The following is an 18134-nucleotide window of genomic DNA, read 5'->3' on the forward strand; positions in this document are numbered from 1 at the left end:
TGACGCACTTAAATCAAGGTGCATTCTATCATTTTGTTTTATAAAAGAAATACTGAAAGATTCGCTCCTTTTTCTTTCAGCTCCCCTAAGCTGATAGAGCCTAAGTGTCATTTTTTATGGATGTCTGAGTTCTAAAATTTGGCAATTTAGTACTCGCTGAAATGCCTCTTTTACGGTAAGTTGATGGAGGTTAGATACTGATCTAGCCAAAATCAATTATAAATAAAGGGAATATTATGCAGTTTGTTCTTTATAAGCGTGCATTTTTTATCGCTGTTGTTGTCGGTTCCATCTTAAATCTTATCAATCAATACAATTCTTTATTTGGCTCAGCGGATTTCAATTTAGTAAAAGCTTTGCTTACCTATTGTGTACCTTTCATTGTGTCGATTGTAAGTAGCAAGAGTGTATTGAAATTGGTCGAGGAAAACGGATCGGCGTCGGAATGTGCTGAGAATACCACTAGCTCGTTTTGTCGGGACACGTTGGCTGCAGTGCGTGTTAAGGTGCAGTTGATGGGAACCAATGCGGTCAATGTGAACCAAGCTTCTAGAAAGCGTTTAGCGTTTGCTGAATCGGTGGTTGATCAAGCGCATGAGGTAACCTCCGGTTCTGGTGAACTGGCGAGTTTAGCGCAAGTGTCTCAAGCACAAATTCTCAGTGTCCATGACAATTTCAATTTGATGAATAAACGTCAAACAGAATTTATGGCGGAATTTTTGCTGGCTTCTGAGTGGGCCGATAACCTTAAAGAATCAATAGATAACCTTAGCCAGCAGTTTTCTCAAATCGAAAGTATGGCATCGTCTATCACCTCTCTTTCCGATAAAACGAATTTATTGGCATTGAATGCCTCTATTGAAGCTGCGAGAGCGGGGGAGTTTGGTCGTGGGTTTGCCGTGGTGGCAGAAGAAGTCAAAGGGTTGGCGAACAAATCGGGTGAAGATGCTCAAAAAATTAATGCATTGATGGGAGAGTTGAGTAAAACCAGCACCAAGCTAGCTGATGATGCGAAATTGTTTGCTGAATCCATGTCTAAAATGCAGGAAAACACGAGCTACGAAGAAGCAGAGCAGGTGGCGGCTTCTATTGATCAAATTCGTTCCGCTGCAACCGATGTTCATGATCGTGCTCAATGGCAGATTTCAGAGATGGAAAAAATGGCAGAGAGGGTGAAGCAGCTAGCAGAAGATGCCAAAGCGGCCGTTGAAGGCTCTGCCAATAACATGGAATTGAGTGATGGCTTAATTGCCGACTTACGACATGCCATTAAACCATAGTGAGAATTTTTCGCTAACTCTCGGTGAACAGCCCCAGTTTTTCAATACCTTCGAATCGGTCTCAAAATGCGTTTTGAGACCGATTTTTATTTCAACTTAACGAAAGTGAGGGCTAAGAATTGCCAGATTTCTTTGATTCTATTAAAGTAATTTCTAATTAAGATTCTTAACCTGAAGTAAAATAATGGATAAAGTGGACACCATCTTGCGTCAGTGGCAAGAGCAACGACCCGATTTAAACACATCATCAATGGCCATTTTGGGCAGAATTGGGCAGCTACGTGGTCATATTGCGCCAAAACTGAATAAAACGTTCGCTGAATTTGGGCTCAATGCGGGTGAATTTGATGTGTTGATGGCACTAAGGCGATCAGGGAAACCTTACACGCTTTGTCCTTATAATTTGTTGCAATCCATGATGCTGACATCGGGCGCGATGACTAACCGTATCGATAAGCTGGAGTCTAAAGGGCTGGTTGTACGGAGTGCAGATCCGAATGACAGACGTGGTGTTCAAGTATCTTTGACGGAAGAAGGGCTGATGATTGCTAACAAAGCGGTGGAAGCACATATAGACAACAGTGAAATGATTCTGAAGGTTCTAGAGAGTGAAGAGAGGGACGCATTAGCGATATTGCTGAGCAAGCTACTGGCTGCTCAGGAGAAAACAGATTAGACATGCCATATATTTCTGACTCATCAGGTGAGTATTTGGTGGACGATTTTTGTGGCAATCTTTGTAAGGCAGTACGTTCTGGTTAACGTTTTAGTTATCGTATTTTCACCCCGCTCCCACTGATGGTTTAGAATTAAAATGATGGTTTAGAACTAAAATGATGGTTTAGAACTAAGAAGAGATTGGCGGGTATGTAAACCCGCCACTGTATGGGTTGTCCATGCGGCTTTTACAGCGGCCACACTGGACAACGTTGGATTTAATTGATCATTTCTTGTTTTCTCAAGTAGTCAAAAAATGCTCTAGAAGGCGTATCTTCAACAATGACTGTTTGACGATCATTTAATAAAAAATCCTGCTTAGAATTTTCGACAACATGATGGGGTGTCGAAGGAGCGCGTGTACTGCCATTGGGTGTGTTACGGAACTTCAAACTAATGGCTTCCCAGTCGTTAAAATCATTCAGGATCGTTTTTTGTTGCTCGCTATCCGCGTTAGTAATGTCCAGTGACAGTCCCGTATCCTTTGTATCGCCATCACAATTGAAATCAACACCATCAGTGACGGGATGACCCAGACCTTTAGTTTCGTCTAAGTTACTTTCGTCCAGCGGCTGACCTAAGCCATTTGAGTAGTCGATTTTAAAGTCCTCTGGGGACGCAAAAGGACCCAGATGCAATCCACGTGGTGTCGTAGGATAGCTTTGAGGTGTATCTCGGCAGTGTGTATTGGCGAGTTCTTCTGAATAGTTGCTATGGTAGTAGCGATCGCCTTCTATCACACCAAGTGTCGAAAGTCCATTTAATTGATACATGTAATTCATTGTGCTGTGGTAATTGGGTTTGAAGTTAAGCACTTCATTCCCACCGTGCTTAAGGCCTAGATTGTGACCAAATTCATGCATGAGGGTGGCAGCCTGAGTATTCACAAGGTTGTTTCTATTCGTGGCTGAATTGCTATTAAGCTTCCACCTTCCTAGAGTGATAAGGGAATCATTCCCGTTGAACTCTGCGATACCTGAAGAGCTAGGAGTACCATCTTTATTTTGGCTGCTTGCAAACATCATGTAGTAAAACACTAAACGGCGACGAATATCCATGTGCTCGATTTTATAGCTTTGCAGAGTCACAGAGCTTTTCGGATTCATACTGATGTTAAAAGAGAAGGGGACTTGATTACCCCCCCTAGATTGTGATCCTGACCGTGCAATGAGCCTGTATCGAAATGCAGCGAATAGCCTTTATTCTGGAAAGCAAGCTGCACTTTGTCGAGCGCTTCTTTGTGTGGGATGATGCCCTCATCAGCAAGCTGTAGATTTCCGTTGGTCGCATCCATGTAATCCAGTTCTATAAAGATATCAGGTTGATTTTCTCGTGCTCCCCAACCATACATATCCATACCTGCATACGTTGTTTCTGGGCGTTCTGAACAATCGGGGATATTGTCTGCATCGTCATCTGATACACAGTGATTCACATCGTTGACACCTCCAGGCGTTGCGAATGCAACCATTCTCCAATCTTCAGCTTTGTTGGTGTCGGTATGCATTTGAGAGCGCGATAAACTGCCGCCTAAACTCTTTGGCAATGCCTCAATAGTGGAGGTGCCTGTCCAGTTCTCTGCCGATGTAGGGAGAGTTGTATCTGTGCCAAAACGAACAAAGTCGACGGTTTGATTATTGCTGTTTTGCACAATTTCAACAAAACCATTGCTTCCCCAATATGGAATATAGTTTTCGTTATCTAATACAATCAGTTGCTTAGAGCGTTCCGTTTTTGCTGGAGCATTATGTAATCTTCTGGCTTGGATCAGAACGTACTCTCCTGTGTTCAAGGTTGCTTGGGGGAGTGGGAAGGTATAATCCTTTTGTAGGATGTAGCTATTATTGACTGCTTTTGACCTAAGGGAATATTGGCTAAGGTCGATATTGGTGCTGCCGGAGTTGTATACTTCGATCCAGCGTTGATCATCAGTATATTTGGAGGTTGATATTTCATTGATAATCAATTCTGACTGTGGCGAAACAATGGAAGCGTTTCGAAAGTGGTTTCTGCTGATACCTGATTTTTTTTCATCGATTGACTTAATATTCAGAGCTTGAGTCATGCTGCTCGTAGCGTTTGAAAAACTGGCTTGAATATCATTGGAATTGCCCTCTTCCCCACAGCCTGCTAGCCCGATGGCTATAGAGATTGCACCTAGATTAATAAATAATTTTTTCATGTTCTCGCTCAATTATTATGTGTATAGCAAAAAGAGCGGAGGATAATATTTAAAATGTGGTTTTTATTAGAATATAATTTTAATTAAGATGGGTAGAGGATCTCAAAACAAATGTACGTAAGATGAGATTCCGAACTGAAAGAATCAACGGCTACGTAAAAGGGAGGTTTTTTAGCCTGTTTTCTAAAGAGAGCATTTCTTATTTTATTGATAAATGATCTCTTCTGCTCTCACTCTATATTCATGAGTACTCATAAAATAAACAGTGTTGGTGGCCATGAGATAACGCAGAAAGCAGAATGGAGAAAGGAACCAAACGTTGTTCCCCCCTTTTTTTCTTCGCCTGATAACAATGCTATGTATTGTTGAAAATAATTCATTTACATTTTAATGCGAATTGAGTGCGAAGAAGCACGAGTAAAAATCAAAGCCACGTAGCTGAATAGTCGAAGATAGCGCTTCTATTGCAGTGCGTGTTTTTTTGTGGCTTTTCCCCGTCTTGCTGGTGGTACTTGGATTAGCGATAGCGGACGCGATCATGGATTCTTAGGGCTTATAACCTTCAATCTTTAAAGTCGGTATCTTTCTTTTGAATTGCCCTGCTTCACGATCAAGGAAACCCAAATAGCTTAGGCAGGTACAGCGACAAACTCGGGAAAAAGGCGATGATAAAGACCGCGATCACCGAGGTCATCACAAACGGATGAATTCTTGCCGTTATCTGCTCAACCGTTGAGCCACCAATCCCCGATGCCACGAAGATGTTTTCCCCAAGGGGCGGGGTGGCAAAACCAATCGACAATACACATACGACTACAATGCCGACGTGAGTGGGATCGGCACCCAGCATATACATGATCGGCAGCAGCACTGGCACAATGATCATGATGGCAGCTAGGGTTTCCATAAACATCCCAATGAAGATCAGTAAGCTGATGGTCAGCGTCCATACCAGATACATGTTGTCGGTCAGGTTAAGCAACGAATTAGCCACCACCACTGGGATTTTTTGCTCCACCAGAAGGCGACCAAAGACGGTTGCAGCAAACAAAATTAACAATACACGACCCGTTATCCACGTCGTAGTGGAAAGGGATTGGATGATGCTTTGGAAAGTGAGTTCTCGGTGGAGAAACAACCCAACAAACAAGGAGTAGAAAATCGCCACCACGGCCGATTCGGTCGGCGTGAAAATGCCGCTGTAGATGCCGCCGAGAATAAGAAACGGTGCCAGAATGGACCAAACGCCATGCCTTGCTGCGGTTCTGATGTCTTTTGAATCCCAATCCTCTTTTAACCCTTTGTAGCCTCGTTTTTTGGCAATAACATAATTGGTTGCCATCAGCGACAGCGCCATAATCAAGCCTGGGATCACGCCAGCAACAAAGAGTTTAGGAATCGAAACGGTAGAAAACGTGCCGTGCTCGGCAATCGCTTCAGGGGGCGGCATTAACCCCATAGACGAGATACCAAAAATCACGAGTGGGATAGACGGGGGAATGATGATCCCAAGCCCGCCTGAGGCCGCAGTGACGGCGGAGGCATAGCTTTTTTCATAATCGCGCTTCACCATGGCTGGAATCATGAGCATGCCAACCGCGGCGGTGGTCGCAGGCCCTGAACCGGAGATCGCGCCAAAAAACAAGCAAGCTACCACGGTGGCCATGCCTAATCCGCCTGTTACCGGCCCCGCTAAATTCTCGGCGATATCGACCAGCCGCTTTGAGATGCCTGCCGCTTCCATTAATGCTCCCGCTAATACAAATGCGGGCAGCGCCATGAGAGGGAAGTTACCTACCGAGGTAAAGGCAATTTGCACTAAGGCGATGGGGTTTTTATCCAGTAATAGGTACGCCGCCATAGAGGCACCCGCCAACGACACGGTAATCGGCGCTCCCAACATCAGCAGCACCAAAAAGCTGCCAAATAAAATCAGCGTTAAATAGGCTTCCATGCTTGAGGCTCCACCTTATTTTGCCTTGTAGGCTTTGTTTTTGAGAAAGTCATTTTTTAACGATTGCTTTTGAACCTCTTCGCTTTCTGGATCGGTGGGTTCAATGCCTAGCACCCATTTTTCGTAGTTGTTCCATAGAATGCGAACCGCCATTAAGAAAAAAGCAATGGGTAAAATCAGGTAGAAATACTTCATGGGAATGCCTGTCGTCTGAGACTTCCAAAATAGGTTCATTTTGTTGAATACAAAGTCGTAACTCAGGTAAACAAAGTAAAGATTAAACGCTACCCAGATAAGGTCGGCGATGGTTTCACAAACGGTTTTGACTATCGGTGGGAAGAATCGAAAATGGAAACTCACACGATTATGTGCCGACATCTTCGCCGCCACAACAGCGCCCAAATAAGCAAACCAAACAAACATGTAGGTAGCCACTTCATCACCCCAAGGGATGGAATATTGGAACGTCTGCCGCAATACAATTTGCGAAAAGAGAAGAACCACAAACGAAGCCAGTAACAGGCAGCATGTGTATTCTTCAACATTGTTTAGGTGTTTTCTCAATGACTTCATAACACGAGTCTCTGCGAGCTAGAATGGCATCCAACAAATAGGACCAGATGCCATTGTGTAAGGACGAATACCGTCTTCAGACCTGAATTAACGGCCCAGAGATTTCAATGTGTTATCCAGCTTTTCTTTGCCGCCAATACTGGCATAAAACTTTGGCCACACTTCTTTGGTGACTTTGCTTATCCACTCTTTCTCGCCATCGGCAGGTTCGGTAATCACCATACCTTTAGCCACTAAGTCTTTGCGGATCCGGTCTTCCGATTCCAATAAGAATTGATAACTGTACTCCGTTGCTTCTTTGCCTGCCGAAAGTATCGCTTCTTGTATGTCTTTGGATTGCTCTTGGAAAATGGATTCGCTGACAATCAAAGGCTCGATCGAGAAGATGTAGCGGATGTTGGTGATGTATTTTTGCACCTCGTTGAACTTCATCGCGTGCACTGTGATGTAAGGGTTGTCTTGGCCATCGACCACGCCTTGCTGCAAGCCAGTAAAGGTTTCCGACCACGCCATTGGCGTTGGGTTGATGCCCCATGCTTGATAAGCTGAGATCATGATGTCGTTCTTCGGTACTCGAATCACCAGCCCTTTAAGATCTTCTAGCGTTTTGACAGGGCGCTTAGAATTGGTCAGGACGCGGAAGCCAGAATATGCCCAGCCAACAATGCGAACATTGGCATCACGAATGGTGTTTTTCACTAACTCATCACCGACAGCACCTTGAGTCAGTTTTTTTGCCTCTTCCGCACTTTGAATCAGGTACGGCATGGTGAGCAAACCCACCGACGGAGAAAAGGGCGTCACGTTATTGATCGCGAGTACGGAAAAATCAAGTAAGCCGATGGCGGCGTTATTGACGGTATCTTGTTCGTTGCCAAGCTGACCATTCGGAAACAAATCCAATTTCACACTGCCATTGGTTTTCTTTTCCATCAGTTCGCTAAATTTGGTGCCTAATTCCCATTGTGTCCCCCCCGCTGCGTCACCCAGTGCCATTTTAAAGGTCTTGGCAGACGTGACGGGAGCCGCGATTGCGACGGCAATCAAAGCGCTCAATGAAATGAATTTCGAATTGGTAAGTATCATTGTTTTAACCTTTCGTCCATGTGCGTGTTATGCGTCCGTGGTTGGATGAAGATGTTTCCGCAAGACGCCCCGAGATAGTCGTGTCGTTCTCCTTAGAAAATGCGTAGTAAGTAAATGGGTTGTCGCTCAATCTTTAAATCGGTGTCAACTCAGTGACTCTTTACTCATTAAGCCGATTCGCTGTGAATCGCCAAAAGAGGTGCGGGTTACAGCACTTCGTCTTTGAGGTGATACCACTTGTACAAAAACCGTTGTCCCATGCGTCGAAACGGAGCAAACGCTTCCGACGCCACCACATCCCGAAGGTTTGGAAAGGGCAACTTAGATTGAAAAATAGGCAGGTCGAGGCTTTGCCCTTCTCCCGCGATCCATTGGGCAAGTCGTTTGCCCGCTTGCGCTGAATACATCACACCATTACCGCCATAACCCAATGCGTAATAAATCGATTCTTTGTGGTTGGGTTGGTAAATTCTCGGCATCATGTCGTGGCTAACGTCGACCCACCCCCACCATGAATAATCGACTTCTATGCCTTGAAGGGCAGGGAATTTACGGTGTAAATCGTTAACAAGAAATTGCTTATACTTTTCTTCTGGTGCGGACTTGCCGGTTATCGCACTGCGCGAGCCAATTTGCACTCGGTTGTCTGGTAGCAGGCGGTAGTAATGGCGTAAAACACGGGTATCCGTTAAGACTTGTTTGGTTTTAAAATTGCACTCGTCGATCTCTGTTTGCGTAAGTGGGCGAGTGACGATGGAATTGGAGAGAATCGGCAGCAGGCGGTTTTTCAATTCAGGGTGTAACCCTTGTGATGTGTAGCCCCCCGTGGCAACGCCAACCGCCCGCGTTTTTACGATGCCTCCAGGGGTGGTGAGGTAGTGAAGATCGCCTTCCGATATCCAGCCAGTCACGGGGCTGCTGGTGTGTACTTTTACGCCCAAACGGCGCGCTTTTTCCAAATAGCCAAACGCCAACTTTCCCGCGTGAATGCCGATGCCTTCTGGCTCGTGCATGGCACCTTCCGCTTCTTTGTCGTCAACAAAGTCGCGCTTTACCGTGGCAGCATCAAGAATTTGTGCGTCGTAATGAAAGGTATTGCGCAGCAGCTTGGCTTCTTTTTCTAGTGTCGGCATGACCTTACTGCGATGCGCAATATAGAGATGACCACCGGGCTGTGGGTCACAGTCAATGTCTTTGATAAGATTTTTGAACGTTTCCATACCATCCAGACATTCTTGGTGCATCTTCAACGCGGTGTCTAACCCCCAACGTTCTATCCATTGTGATCGTTTTAAACGACCGCTTGCACATTGTGCTTGCCCCCCGTTACGGGTGCTGCACCCCCAACTGGCTCGGTTGGCTTCCAAGACTGTGGCTCTGATTCCATAGTGTTCCGCGAGGTATATTGCGGCGGTCAGCCCCGTATAGCCGGATCCAATAATCACCACATCCGCATCAGTATCCGACAGAATTGGACCATCGTCTTGAGGTGGTTCACCCGCCGTACCTATCCAGTAAGTAGGCGCGTAGGCTTGATCGGTTCCTGGGGTCTGCCGCGTAAGCGGATCGTAGCGGGGGTCGTATGCTTGCGGAGCCCGCTTTTTTTCAGAAGGCGCAGGCGCTGCACCATTCAGTATGTGTGAATTCATGGAATCAGAGTTCATGGAATCAGAGTTCATGGAATCAGAGTTCATGCTGCCTCCAGTGGCTATTTGACGTCGACGCTGATGGCGGGACGATCTTTACGGAAAGCGTTCTTAACCTGAATTTTTCCATCTTTTACGGTAAATACATCCACCATGCGCGCTTCAATTCGGTCGCCATTGGGCGTGGTTGCGCAAAATGTGGATTCCGTCACCGCGCGATCACCCGAGACAAAATGAACGGGATCTTTCCATTGAACATCAGGGAAGTTTTTCCATACGACAGCGAATGCGTCGCGAAGTGCCTCTTTCCCTGTGAAGGTGTTCCCTTGCAAATCTGCACCTGCGGCGGTGTGAAACACGCAATCGTCGGTCACGAAGCTTAATAAAGCCTCAATGTCATGGGCATTCCACGCATCGCTAAAACCTTGAAGAGTTGGGATGGTGATTTGATCTTGATTGCTTGTGTTCATTTTCTTGCTCCTTCAAAAATCAGCAGTACAAACATGAATCGATGAGAGAAAGATCTGGGTATGAAGTCAGATTCAACCGCTGTGTGTTTTGCTAGGTTACAGTTTTATTATTTCAATATGCGAGACATAACGTTCCATATTGAGATATACATACCAATAATTAACCGTTCTTGCACTGGGTGACTGGCGGTGCCAGTCGGCCTTGTTTAGACGTAATCTTTGTATTTCTCTAAGTGACGCACGGGTGTAGACAGCGCATCACGACGGAATGGGTCGCCTAATTCACGTGTACACATGATTTCGATAATGGTGGTCTTGCCTTCGTTCATTTGTCTGTCGATGGCTTTTTGCAAAGTGGGACCGACATCTTCCAATTTATCGACCGTGATGCCTTCGGCACCCATAGAGCGTGCGATTTCGGCGAAGCTTTGGTTGTCGAGTTCGCCAGCAACGAAACGACGGTTGTAGAAATCCACTTGGTTTTTCTTTTCAGCGCCCCACTGGCGGTTATGGAAAACCACGGCGGTCACAGGAATATTGTGGCGTACGCACGTCATGGTCTCGACTAGGCTCATGCCCCATGCACCGTCACCCGCGTAAGAAATCGCTGGGCGATGAGGCGCGGCCACTTTTGCCCCAATGATGGTGGGGAACGCATAACCACAGTTACCAAAACTCATGGCGGCAAAGAAGCTACGTGGTTTTTCAAAGCGCAAATAGCTATTGGCAATGGAGTTGATGTTGCCGATGTCGGTTGACACCATCACATCTTCCGGCATGGCTTTTTCGAGTTCGCGCAAGACTTGGCGTGGGTGTAGGTACTCACCACCAGAGAATGGTGTCTCTTGGGCGTTCTCTTCGATCATGTCTAGGCTGAACTGGTCTTTTTCGTGCGTCCAGTCATCCAGTTCTTGTTCCCAAGCGGCTTTTTCGGCTTGAATTTTCTCGAAACGCGCTTGTTTGTTTGCATCACACATTAACGTGCGACCTTCTAAACGTTGGGTCAGGGCGACAGCAGCGGCTTTTGCATCACCACAAATGCCTACGGAGATTTTCTTAACCAATCCCAACATTTTGTTGTCGGCATCGATCTGAATGATCTTGGCCTTGGTTGGCCAGTAATCCATGCCGTGTTGTGGCAGAGTACCAAAAGGACCAAGACGTGAGCCAAGTGCGACGACGACATCCGCTTGGGAAATCAGCTTCATTGCCGCTTTCGACCCTTGATAGCCTAGGGGACCACACCATAATTCATGGCTGGCAGGGAACGAATCGTTGTGTAAGTAGCTGTTCACGACCGCTGCACCTAAGCGTTCTGCTAATGCCTTACATTCTTCAATGGCATCGCCCATCACGACACCACCACCGGAAATGATCACTGGGAATTTGGCTTGAGCTAAGATGTCTGCTGCATCATTTAAGCTTTGTTCGCCACCCGCACCTCTATCGAGACGAGCGGGTTTCGGGATTTCGCATTGAATGTCGCCATAAAAATAATCGCGTGGGATGTTGAGTTGAGTCGGACCCATCTCACTCATTGCACGATCAAAACAGCGACCGGTGTATTCCGCCATGCGCGAAGGGTGGGTTACGTGCCCTTGGTATTTAGTAAATTCTTGGAACATCGGAAGCTGGTTACATTCTTGGAAACCGCCCAACCCCATGGTGGTGGTGCCCGTTTCTGGCGTTACAATCACCACTGGGCTGTGCGCCCAATAGGCGGCGGCGACGGCGGTCACACAGTTACTGATCCCTGGTCCATTTTGCCCAATCACCACACCATGCTCGCCAGAAACACGTGAGTAGCCATCGGCCATGTGTGCTGCCCCTTGTTCGTGAACGACTGGGATTAAACGAATGCCAGCAGGGGCAAAAATATCCATGGCATCCATAAAAGCGGATCCCATGATGCCAAACATGTCCTGTACATTATTGGCAACCAGTGTTTCTACAAACGCCTCTGAAGGTGTCATGCGCGTTTTTCCTTCAACCACGCTTCTTGTCTTTTCTCTCATCGCTGTCTCCTTGATGAAATACACTAAATTTCGAAATTTGGAATAATACATTTCGTTAACTGGAATTTAACATTACTCTAATCGTGTGATTTTTATACGTCAATGGAAATGTTTAAAATGGAATGATTTGTTCCATAAATCGATATCTTGTTATCAAAATAGCGCACGAAAGGTGTTCAACTTGAGAGGGCTGAGAAAGAATAGGCGCCACTGAATGAAAAGGATTGTGTGATGAATACGAGTGTGATGAATACGAGTGCGATGGATATGAGAACAGAGCGAGTCACCACCCGCTACTCTGTTAGGGAGACGTTTGGCATTGATGTGGATATGGACGTGATGGGATACCCACATCCCACACAGGATGTGCCTGAAATTGACACGGCGTATCAATTTCATCCTGAGGTGACGTTAGCGATACTTGCGGGCTTTGCTCATAACCGCCGAACATTGATTCAAGGTCGGCATGGCACAGGGAAGTCGACGCATATCGAGCAGGTTGCCGCACGATTGAATTGGCCTTGTATGCGAATAAATTTAGATGGGCACCTCAGCCGTCTCGATTTCGTTGGTAAAGACGCCATCGTATTGAAAGACGGGAAACAAGTGACGGAGTTCCAAGAAGGGATTTTGCCTTGGGCGGTACAAAAGCCCATGGCACTAATACTGGATGAATACGACACAGGGCGACCAGACATAATGTTTGTTATTCAGCGGCTGCTTGAAAAAGAGGGCAAGCTTGCTTTGATGGAGCAAAACCGCGTGATTGTCCCTCATCCGCAATTTCGGTTGTTTGCGACGGCGAACACCGTTGGGCTTGGAAACGTCAACGGTTTGTACCACGGCACCCAAGTGTTAAATCATGCGCAGCTCGATAGGTGGAATTTGACGGCGACGCTCAATTATTTGCCTGCCGAACAAGAAGCGCAGATTGTGTTGGCGCGGGTTCCCGAAAAAAACACACCTCAAGGCATGGCATTGGTGAACCAAATGGTGAAGCTCGCTAACCTCACTCGGCAAGGTTTCGATACGGGGGATCTTTCTTGTCTTATGTCGCCGCGTACGGTGATGACTTGGGCGGAGAATTATGAAATTTTTAAGGATTGTGAGTTGGCGTTCAAATTGACGTTTTTCAATAAGTGTGAGGAATCGGAACAAGCCCTTTTGGAAGAATACTATCAGCGCTGTTTTAATCGAGAACTGCATGAGCGTGTGAGCAGCGATGAGTGAGAAACAACGCAATCAACAAAGTCGAGAGCATTTTCTGGCGACGTTGCGCTCGCTTTCAGGGTATTCCGATATTGAACTGAAAGGGGATCGTTTGTTTCAACGTTCGCAGCCGTTGGTAACGCTTGCTCCTCACTTGCAACTGAGGGATGTTGGAAATGTTATTCATCTTGAGCAAACCCCCGCTTTGGAAGGTGAAAGAGTCATTCAAAGAGGATCCGTCGACGGATGGGTTGCGCATCTCACTAACACCCATCAAGTTGATTTTTTAGCAAGCCGGCCAACACACCAAGTGGCTCGTTGGGTATTTGATGCGCTAGAACAGTTTCGAGTGGAATCGTTGATTTCAAAAGAGTTTGAAGGGATGCGCGTCAACATAGAAACGCACTTTGAGCGTTGGTCTCGGCAATATGAAAGGGCAGGGCTGCTGGAAAGCCAAGTGGGCATATTGCTGTTTACGGTATTGCAAATGACGCGATCACGGGTTCAATCCTTACCTATCCCTGAGATCATTGAAGAACAGATAGAGTCTACAAGAATGGCGTTAGCGCCTCTTATCGGAACCCCGCTTTCCAAACTAAAAAGATCAGCAAATAGCCAGCTTGAATACGCTAAGTTTGCGAACGATATTGCGCAAGTGATTGCGAATTTAGTAGACAGCACACTAGAGGATGAGGATGCCAATCAACCGCCTACTCGCAACCGAATAGCCTTTGATTTGCTGGTGGACAATGAGGGTGAGATTGAGTGTGAATTGCCTGTAGCCCAAACAGGGGAGAGCACTTCTTTTGAAGGGCGATTTTCTGGGTATCAGGTTTTTACTGCGGACTATGATGAAGAACGTTTTGCAGCTTCGTTGGTCAGGGAGGCGTTACTTGCCGAGTTTCGGGAAGACCTTGATAAACAGTGGATGCAGTCGGGTATGTCCATTCGTAAAGTTGCGCAGAGAATGAAGGAACGGTTTTCCATTCCATGCGAACCCCAGTACCAGTTTGGTGAAGAATCGGGTTTGATTGACGGGCGCAGGCTTAGTCAGATCGTGACGAGCCATAACGAGAAGCGTGTATTTTATACTCGCCCCCACATGCTGAAGCCAGATATGCAATTGACGATTCTTATTGATTGTTCTGGCTCGATGCGCAATTCAATTCGGTCTGTCGCACTGATGGTTGATGTTCTGGTTAGGGCGGCGCAATTAGCCGGATTGAAAACGGAGGTGTTGGGGTTTACCACGCGTTCATGGAATGGGGGGCGAGCGCAGCAAGATTGGTTAAAGGCGAGAAAGCCAAAGTTACCCGGGCGGCTCAATGAACTGAGACACCTCATTTTTAAAAGCGCTTCAGACAATTGGGTGAAATCGAAACGACAGATAGCCGCCATGATGAAGCACGATTTGTTTAAAGAAGGGATTGATGGCGAGGGCATACTCTGGGCTCAGAAAAGATTGTCGAACAGCGAATGTCAGAAGAAGGCGCTATTGGTGATATCCGATGGCTGCCCTATGGATACCGCAACTCAATTGGCGAACGATGAGGCTTATCTTGCGCGCCATCTTTCACACGCTATTGCGCAATGCGAACAAGAGGGAACGTTAGTCACTGGAATGGGGATAGGGCTGGATTTGAGCGCATTTTACACTCACCACTTAGCCGTTGATTTGGTATCGGATACCAACACCCAAACACTGTTCAATGTGATCGACAAAATAGCCTGTCGTTTGGGCTTTTCATCTTTTACGTGAGGCTAGGGTTAGTCGAACTCCTTGGTTAGTTCAAGACTGGTCTCGTACAAGTTTGCTTTCTCGGTGTTTAAAATAGCATTGATGGTCTCCAAGGTTCGGCGAACGGCTGTTTCAATAGAGTGTCCTGACAGTACTTCTATCGCACACTTTGACATAAAGTAATCACCTGCCCCAAGTGTGTTCCCATCGAAATGTTTGTAGATTGCGTCAAATCGTTGCTTATTTTGTAGTGTTTATCTTTTTAAAGTGTTTACCTCTCATGAAGACTTAATCCTGCATAACATCGGAAAATTTTGTAGACTGACCTCACAATTCAACTTCTTAAGGAGAAGAAATGAAACTGTTTGTATTTGAACATTGCCCGTACTGCATTAAAGCGATGATGGTTGCAGGCTTGAAAGGCCTTGACGTTGAAGAAGTGTTTTTACAAAACGACGACGTTGATGCCCGTATTGAAAAAGTAGGCGCGAACATGGTGCCCATTCTCCAAAAGCCTGATGGCAGTTACATGGCAGAAAGCTTGGATATCGCGAAATATTTGGATGCGTCAGATGGTGCTCCCGTTATTACTGAAGGCAAGCTTGGTGACAAAATTAGTGAGATATTAGCGCAATCGTTTGAGTTTAGTGGTCCTTTACTTTACCCGCGTTGGTTGATGATTGAACTACCAGAGTACGGCAGTGAAGCCGCCAATGCATGGTTTACCAAAAACAAATCCGCCATGATAGGGATGAGTTTTGAAGAGGCTTTCTCCAAAACAAACGAATACTTAACGCAAATGAATGCGTTGCTTGAAAAGCTGGATTGGCTGACGTTGCCTTCAGAGCGAGCCAATACAATTAGCTACGATGATGTGAACTTGTATCCCCATCTACGTAACTTAACGGTCGTGAAAGGCATCCGGTTCCCTGAGCGTGTTCGACAATACATCGATGAAGTGACGGCGCTCACTAAAATCCGTTTGTTCGACTCGGTTGCGGTGTAGGGCTCCTTATCCTGCGAGAGCAGAAATGAAAAATCCCGATGTGATCGGGATTTTTCCTATTTTGAAGTGCCGTTCGTTTTAACGGTTAAAGTGTTTAGCGTTATTGGCACCCATTCGACCCGCAAACTATGCTTTCAATGATGTCTGGATTACTAAAATAACCCGTATGAGTTTTATACATATTTGTCACAATGCCGAACCAAGTACTTGTATTACTCACTTTTACGTTGTGTACAGTCACCCTACCTTCACCTGAATTTGGGTTATTTACTGTTGCATTGCCGTTGCCGTAGTCATTCACAGGGTAACTCAGTAAATCACTGGGGTCGGTGTACGCGACGACATTCATTTTCTGAAGATTCTTTTGCTCTTTCTGTTCTCTTCCTACGGATTCGAGCACTGCAGCCACTAAGCTGTTGGAGCGCAAACCGTCTTGTTCTGTCGCGTTATCTTTATTGTTATCTAAGGGCATGCAATTATTCACTGGGCTCAAGAGTGGGATTTGATTGGAGGTCATAAAGACCGTCGATGAACGGGCAATGAGCGACTTAGTCGTAGACTGATTTTTGGCGTAGCCAGAGCGCTGATTTGGATGCGGGGTGCACATCAATACATCTCTAAGCACCTTACTTCCCAAGCTGGATGAAATAAAGAAGATGCGGTTCTTGATGGTGTCGGATTCCGGATTCAAATCTTGGACTTTCTGCATCGATTTTGCGAGGTACTCACGAATCTTAATGCCTTTCGACCCCGCATAGGTGGTGACATCTGACAGGCACCCAGAGACCAAACTGTCTTTGAGCTTTTTATTCAAAAAGGCCGCTTTACCTTGAATCTCCAGCTCCTCAGAATGTCGGATCCGATTCCATTCAGAGTAATGATACGCGTAAAATTTCAATTCAGATTGATCATCGCTTACTTTGTATTCTCTTAGGTAAGGAAAGCCTTGGGATGTCCCGTCATCGGGAAAGTAGTAGCCCAAGTCATTTTGTACGATAGGGCCATTGTATCCCGCCTTTTTTACCATGCTTTCAATAGGCTCTTTAGCCCAATTCGATGATTTATCACACATGCCATGAACCATAACCACAATGGTTCGATAAGTCATGGTTCGATAAGTCATGGTTTGAGCTCCGTTTGTGCTTAACCCTTCAAAGGTTGTTGTTTCGCTCATTTCAGGAGGAGAATAGGGAGAGGCACAAGCGGTTAGTACTAAGCAGATGGCGAGTAAAAAATAACGTTTCATTTTGATCTCCTTAATATTTTATTCGTTTACATTAAGTCTCTCTTTCAGTTTTTCGGATAACTTTTCTTTGCTGTCATCCTTTTTATTTTCAAGCGCTTCAGCCAGCTTTTTTAACGCTTTTGCTGAGATGGACCTTTCTACTACGGTTAGGGTTAAGGTGATTTTATGGACTTGAGGAAACTTTCTATCTTGGTCTTTAGGGGGTCTAAGACCCGATAACTTGCCGAAAGAAGTTCGTCTATTAGGAATCGTTGTAGGGATGTCCAATGTTGCAATCTCACCGTCAAAAATCGTATTGACAGCGATAGATTCCTTATTGCGTGTATATGTTACCCAGTTCAAATTCAGTGTTGCTGCCCCTTTAAAGGCTTTTTTAGGGTTCTTATTCTGAACGAGGTGATGCCACTGATAGGGACGCGAGCTGAATATTTCGCCAGCTAAAGCATGGCTATTCACCGATGCGTTATAGAAGATCGGAGAGGTTGTGAGCGTGAGAGGCAGTATCAATTTAGGGGCGGTCTTAGCAGAACTTAACTGGATGGACATTGGGAAAGCAAGTTCATCAGTATTACCTGTTTGCTGTGCTGATTGACGCGAGCCTCTTTGTTCTTTCAAGTCACATTGAACAAGAAATTCCCCCGTATAAACCTGAACTTTTTTCTTCAGTTCTTTCTCCACTTGCTTATCGACAGCATCGACGAAAAAGCTGGCAGCTTGATCTATCAAGAAAGTGGTTACTAGCGACTCGGGGACAAACTTGTTGTCCTGCTCTTGGCAGAAAGAAGGTAGGGCGGGATCATGGTTAGTGGTGGCGGTAAACGCCATATCCACGTTTTTAGCTTCAATCAATGCGGTACTGGTACAGCCAACACCCAGTATCGCACATGATGCGATAAGTGTTTGGTATAGATTCATTGACGTTCACCTTGTTAGACTGATTAAACATTATGCATAGGCATATATTTAATAAGGAGATTAGTGTCGGATTTTTGTAAATTTAATGTGTTTTATG

The 18134-nt window shown here is 45.8% G+C and carries 16 protein-coding genes; 5 read left to right on the plus strand and 11 right to left on the minus strand.

Going from position 1 to position 18134, the window contains the following annotated elements; translation table 11 throughout:
* Window positions 1-236 precede the first annotated feature (236 nt).
* Together HC752_RS12290 and HC752_RS12295 are read left to right on the plus strand one after the other, a co-directional pair.
* Window positions 237-1280, plus strand: a complete 1044-nt coding sequence (locus HC752_RS12290; RefSeq protein WP_190335434.1) for a methyl-accepting chemotaxis protein — start codon at window positions 237-239, stop codon at window positions 1278-1280.
* A 184-nt stretch (window positions 1281-1464) separates the two neighbouring features.
* Window positions 1465-1956, plus strand: coding sequence for a MarR family winged helix-turn-helix transcriptional regulator (locus HC752_RS12295; RefSeq protein ID WP_190335436.1), 492 nt, complete (start codon window positions 1465-1467; stop codon window positions 1954-1956).
* 259 nt (window positions 1957-2215) lie between these two features.
* Here the strand turns inward: HC752_RS12295 and HC752_RS12300 are convergent, their stop codons facing one another.
* From HC752_RS12300 to xsc, 8 genes are all read right to left on the minus strand, one after another.
* Entirely contained in the window at window positions 2216-3103 is an 888-nt protein-coding gene (locus tag HC752_RS12300; RefSeq protein ID WP_190335438.1) for a hypothetical protein, read from the minus strand.
* Window positions 3100-4179, minus strand: coding sequence for a lamin tail domain-containing protein (locus tag HC752_RS12305; RefSeq protein WP_190335440.1), 1080 nt, complete (start codon window positions 4177-4179; stop codon window positions 3100-3102). The genes HC752_RS12300 and HC752_RS12305 overlap by 4 nt, the downstream gene beginning before the upstream one ends.
* A gap of 610 nt (window positions 4180-4789) precedes the next feature.
* The gene (locus tag HC752_RS12310; RefSeq protein ID WP_190335442.1) at window positions 4790-6133 is read right to left on the minus strand and encodes a TRAP transporter large permease; all 1344 of its coding nucleotides are present in this window, start codon (window positions 6131-6133) and stop codon (window positions 4790-4792) included.
* Between the two features lie 15 nt (window positions 6134-6148).
* A complete protein-coding gene (locus HC752_RS12315) occupies window positions 6149-6706 on the minus strand; it encodes a TRAP transporter small permease (RefSeq protein ID WP_190335444.1) in 558 nt (185 codons plus the stop codon).
* An 87-nt stretch (window positions 6707-6793) separates the two neighbouring features.
* Window positions 6794-7702, minus strand: coding sequence for a TRAP transporter substrate-binding protein (locus HC752_RS12320; protein WP_446751441.1), 909 nt, complete (start codon window positions 7700-7702; stop codon window positions 6794-6796).
* Window positions 7703-7998: 296 nt separating this feature from the next.
* Window positions 7999-9441, minus strand: coding sequence for an NAD(P)/FAD-dependent oxidoreductase (locus tag HC752_RS12325; RefSeq protein WP_238930517.1), 1443 nt, complete (start codon window positions 9439-9441; stop codon window positions 7999-8001).
* A gap of 59 nt (window positions 9442-9500) precedes the next feature.
* The gene (locus tag HC752_RS12330; RefSeq protein WP_190335447.1) at window positions 9501-9908 is read right to left on the minus strand and encodes a nuclear transport factor 2 family protein; all 408 of its coding nucleotides are present in this window, start codon (window positions 9906-9908) and stop codon (window positions 9501-9503) included.
* 206 nt (window positions 9909-10114) lie between these two features.
* On the minus strand, window positions 10115-11923 hold the full coding sequence (gene xsc / locus HC752_RS12335; RefSeq protein WP_190335448.1) for a sulfoacetaldehyde acetyltransferase: 1809 nt from the start codon (window positions 11921-11923) through the stop codon (window positions 10115-10117).
* Window positions 11924-12184: 261 nt separating this feature from the next.
* Here xsc and HC752_RS12340 point away from each other — a divergent pair, with 261 nt between their 5' ends.
* Both HC752_RS12340 and HC752_RS12345 read left to right on the plus strand, forming a co-directional pair.
* Entirely contained in the window at window positions 12185-13153 is a 969-nt protein-coding gene (locus HC752_RS12340; protein ID WP_190335593.1) for an AAA family ATPase, read from the plus strand.
* The gene (locus HC752_RS12345; RefSeq protein ID WP_190335450.1) at window positions 13146-14891 is read left to right on the plus strand and encodes a cobaltochelatase CobT-related protein; all 1746 of its coding nucleotides are present in this window, start codon (window positions 13146-13148) and stop codon (window positions 14889-14891) included. The genes HC752_RS12340 and HC752_RS12345 overlap by 8 nt, the downstream gene beginning before the upstream one ends.
* A gap of 8 nt (window positions 14892-14899) precedes the next feature.
* Here the strand turns inward: HC752_RS12345 and HC752_RS12350 are convergent, their stop codons facing one another.
* Window positions 14900-15046 (minus strand): hypothetical protein, encoded by a 147-nt coding sequence (locus HC752_RS12350; protein WP_190335452.1) that lies wholly within the window; start codon window positions 15044-15046, stop codon window positions 14900-14902.
* 179 nt (window positions 15047-15225) lie between these two features.
* Here HC752_RS12350 and grxB point away from each other — a divergent pair, with 179 nt between their 5' ends.
* Window positions 15226-15876 carry a glutaredoxin 2 gene (grxB, locus tag HC752_RS12355; protein ID WP_190335454.1) on the plus strand — a complete coding sequence of 217 codons (651 nt, stop codon included), beginning with the start codon at window positions 15226-15228 and terminating at the stop codon, window positions 15874-15876.
* A 100-nt stretch (window positions 15877-15976) separates the two neighbouring features.
* Here the strand turns inward: grxB and HC752_RS12360 are convergent, their stop codons facing one another.
* Together HC752_RS12360 and HC752_RS12365 are read right to left on the minus strand one after the other, a co-directional pair.
* On the minus strand, window positions 15977-17122 hold the full coding sequence (locus tag HC752_RS12360) for a hypothetical protein (RefSeq protein ID WP_190335456.1): 1146 nt from the start codon (window positions 17120-17122) through the stop codon (window positions 15977-15979).
* Between the two features lie 18 nt (window positions 17123-17140).
* The gene (locus HC752_RS12365) at window positions 17141-18037 is read right to left on the minus strand and encodes a hypothetical protein (protein ID WP_190335457.1); all 897 of its coding nucleotides are present in this window, start codon (window positions 18035-18037) and stop codon (window positions 17141-17143) included.
* Window positions 18038-18134 lie beyond the last annotated feature (97 nt).

Origin of the sequence: Vibrio sp. S9_S30 (genome assembly GCF_014694455.1) — a bacterium.
Taxonomy (GTDB): Bacteria; Pseudomonadota; Gammaproteobacteria; order Enterobacterales; family Vibrionaceae; genus Vibrio.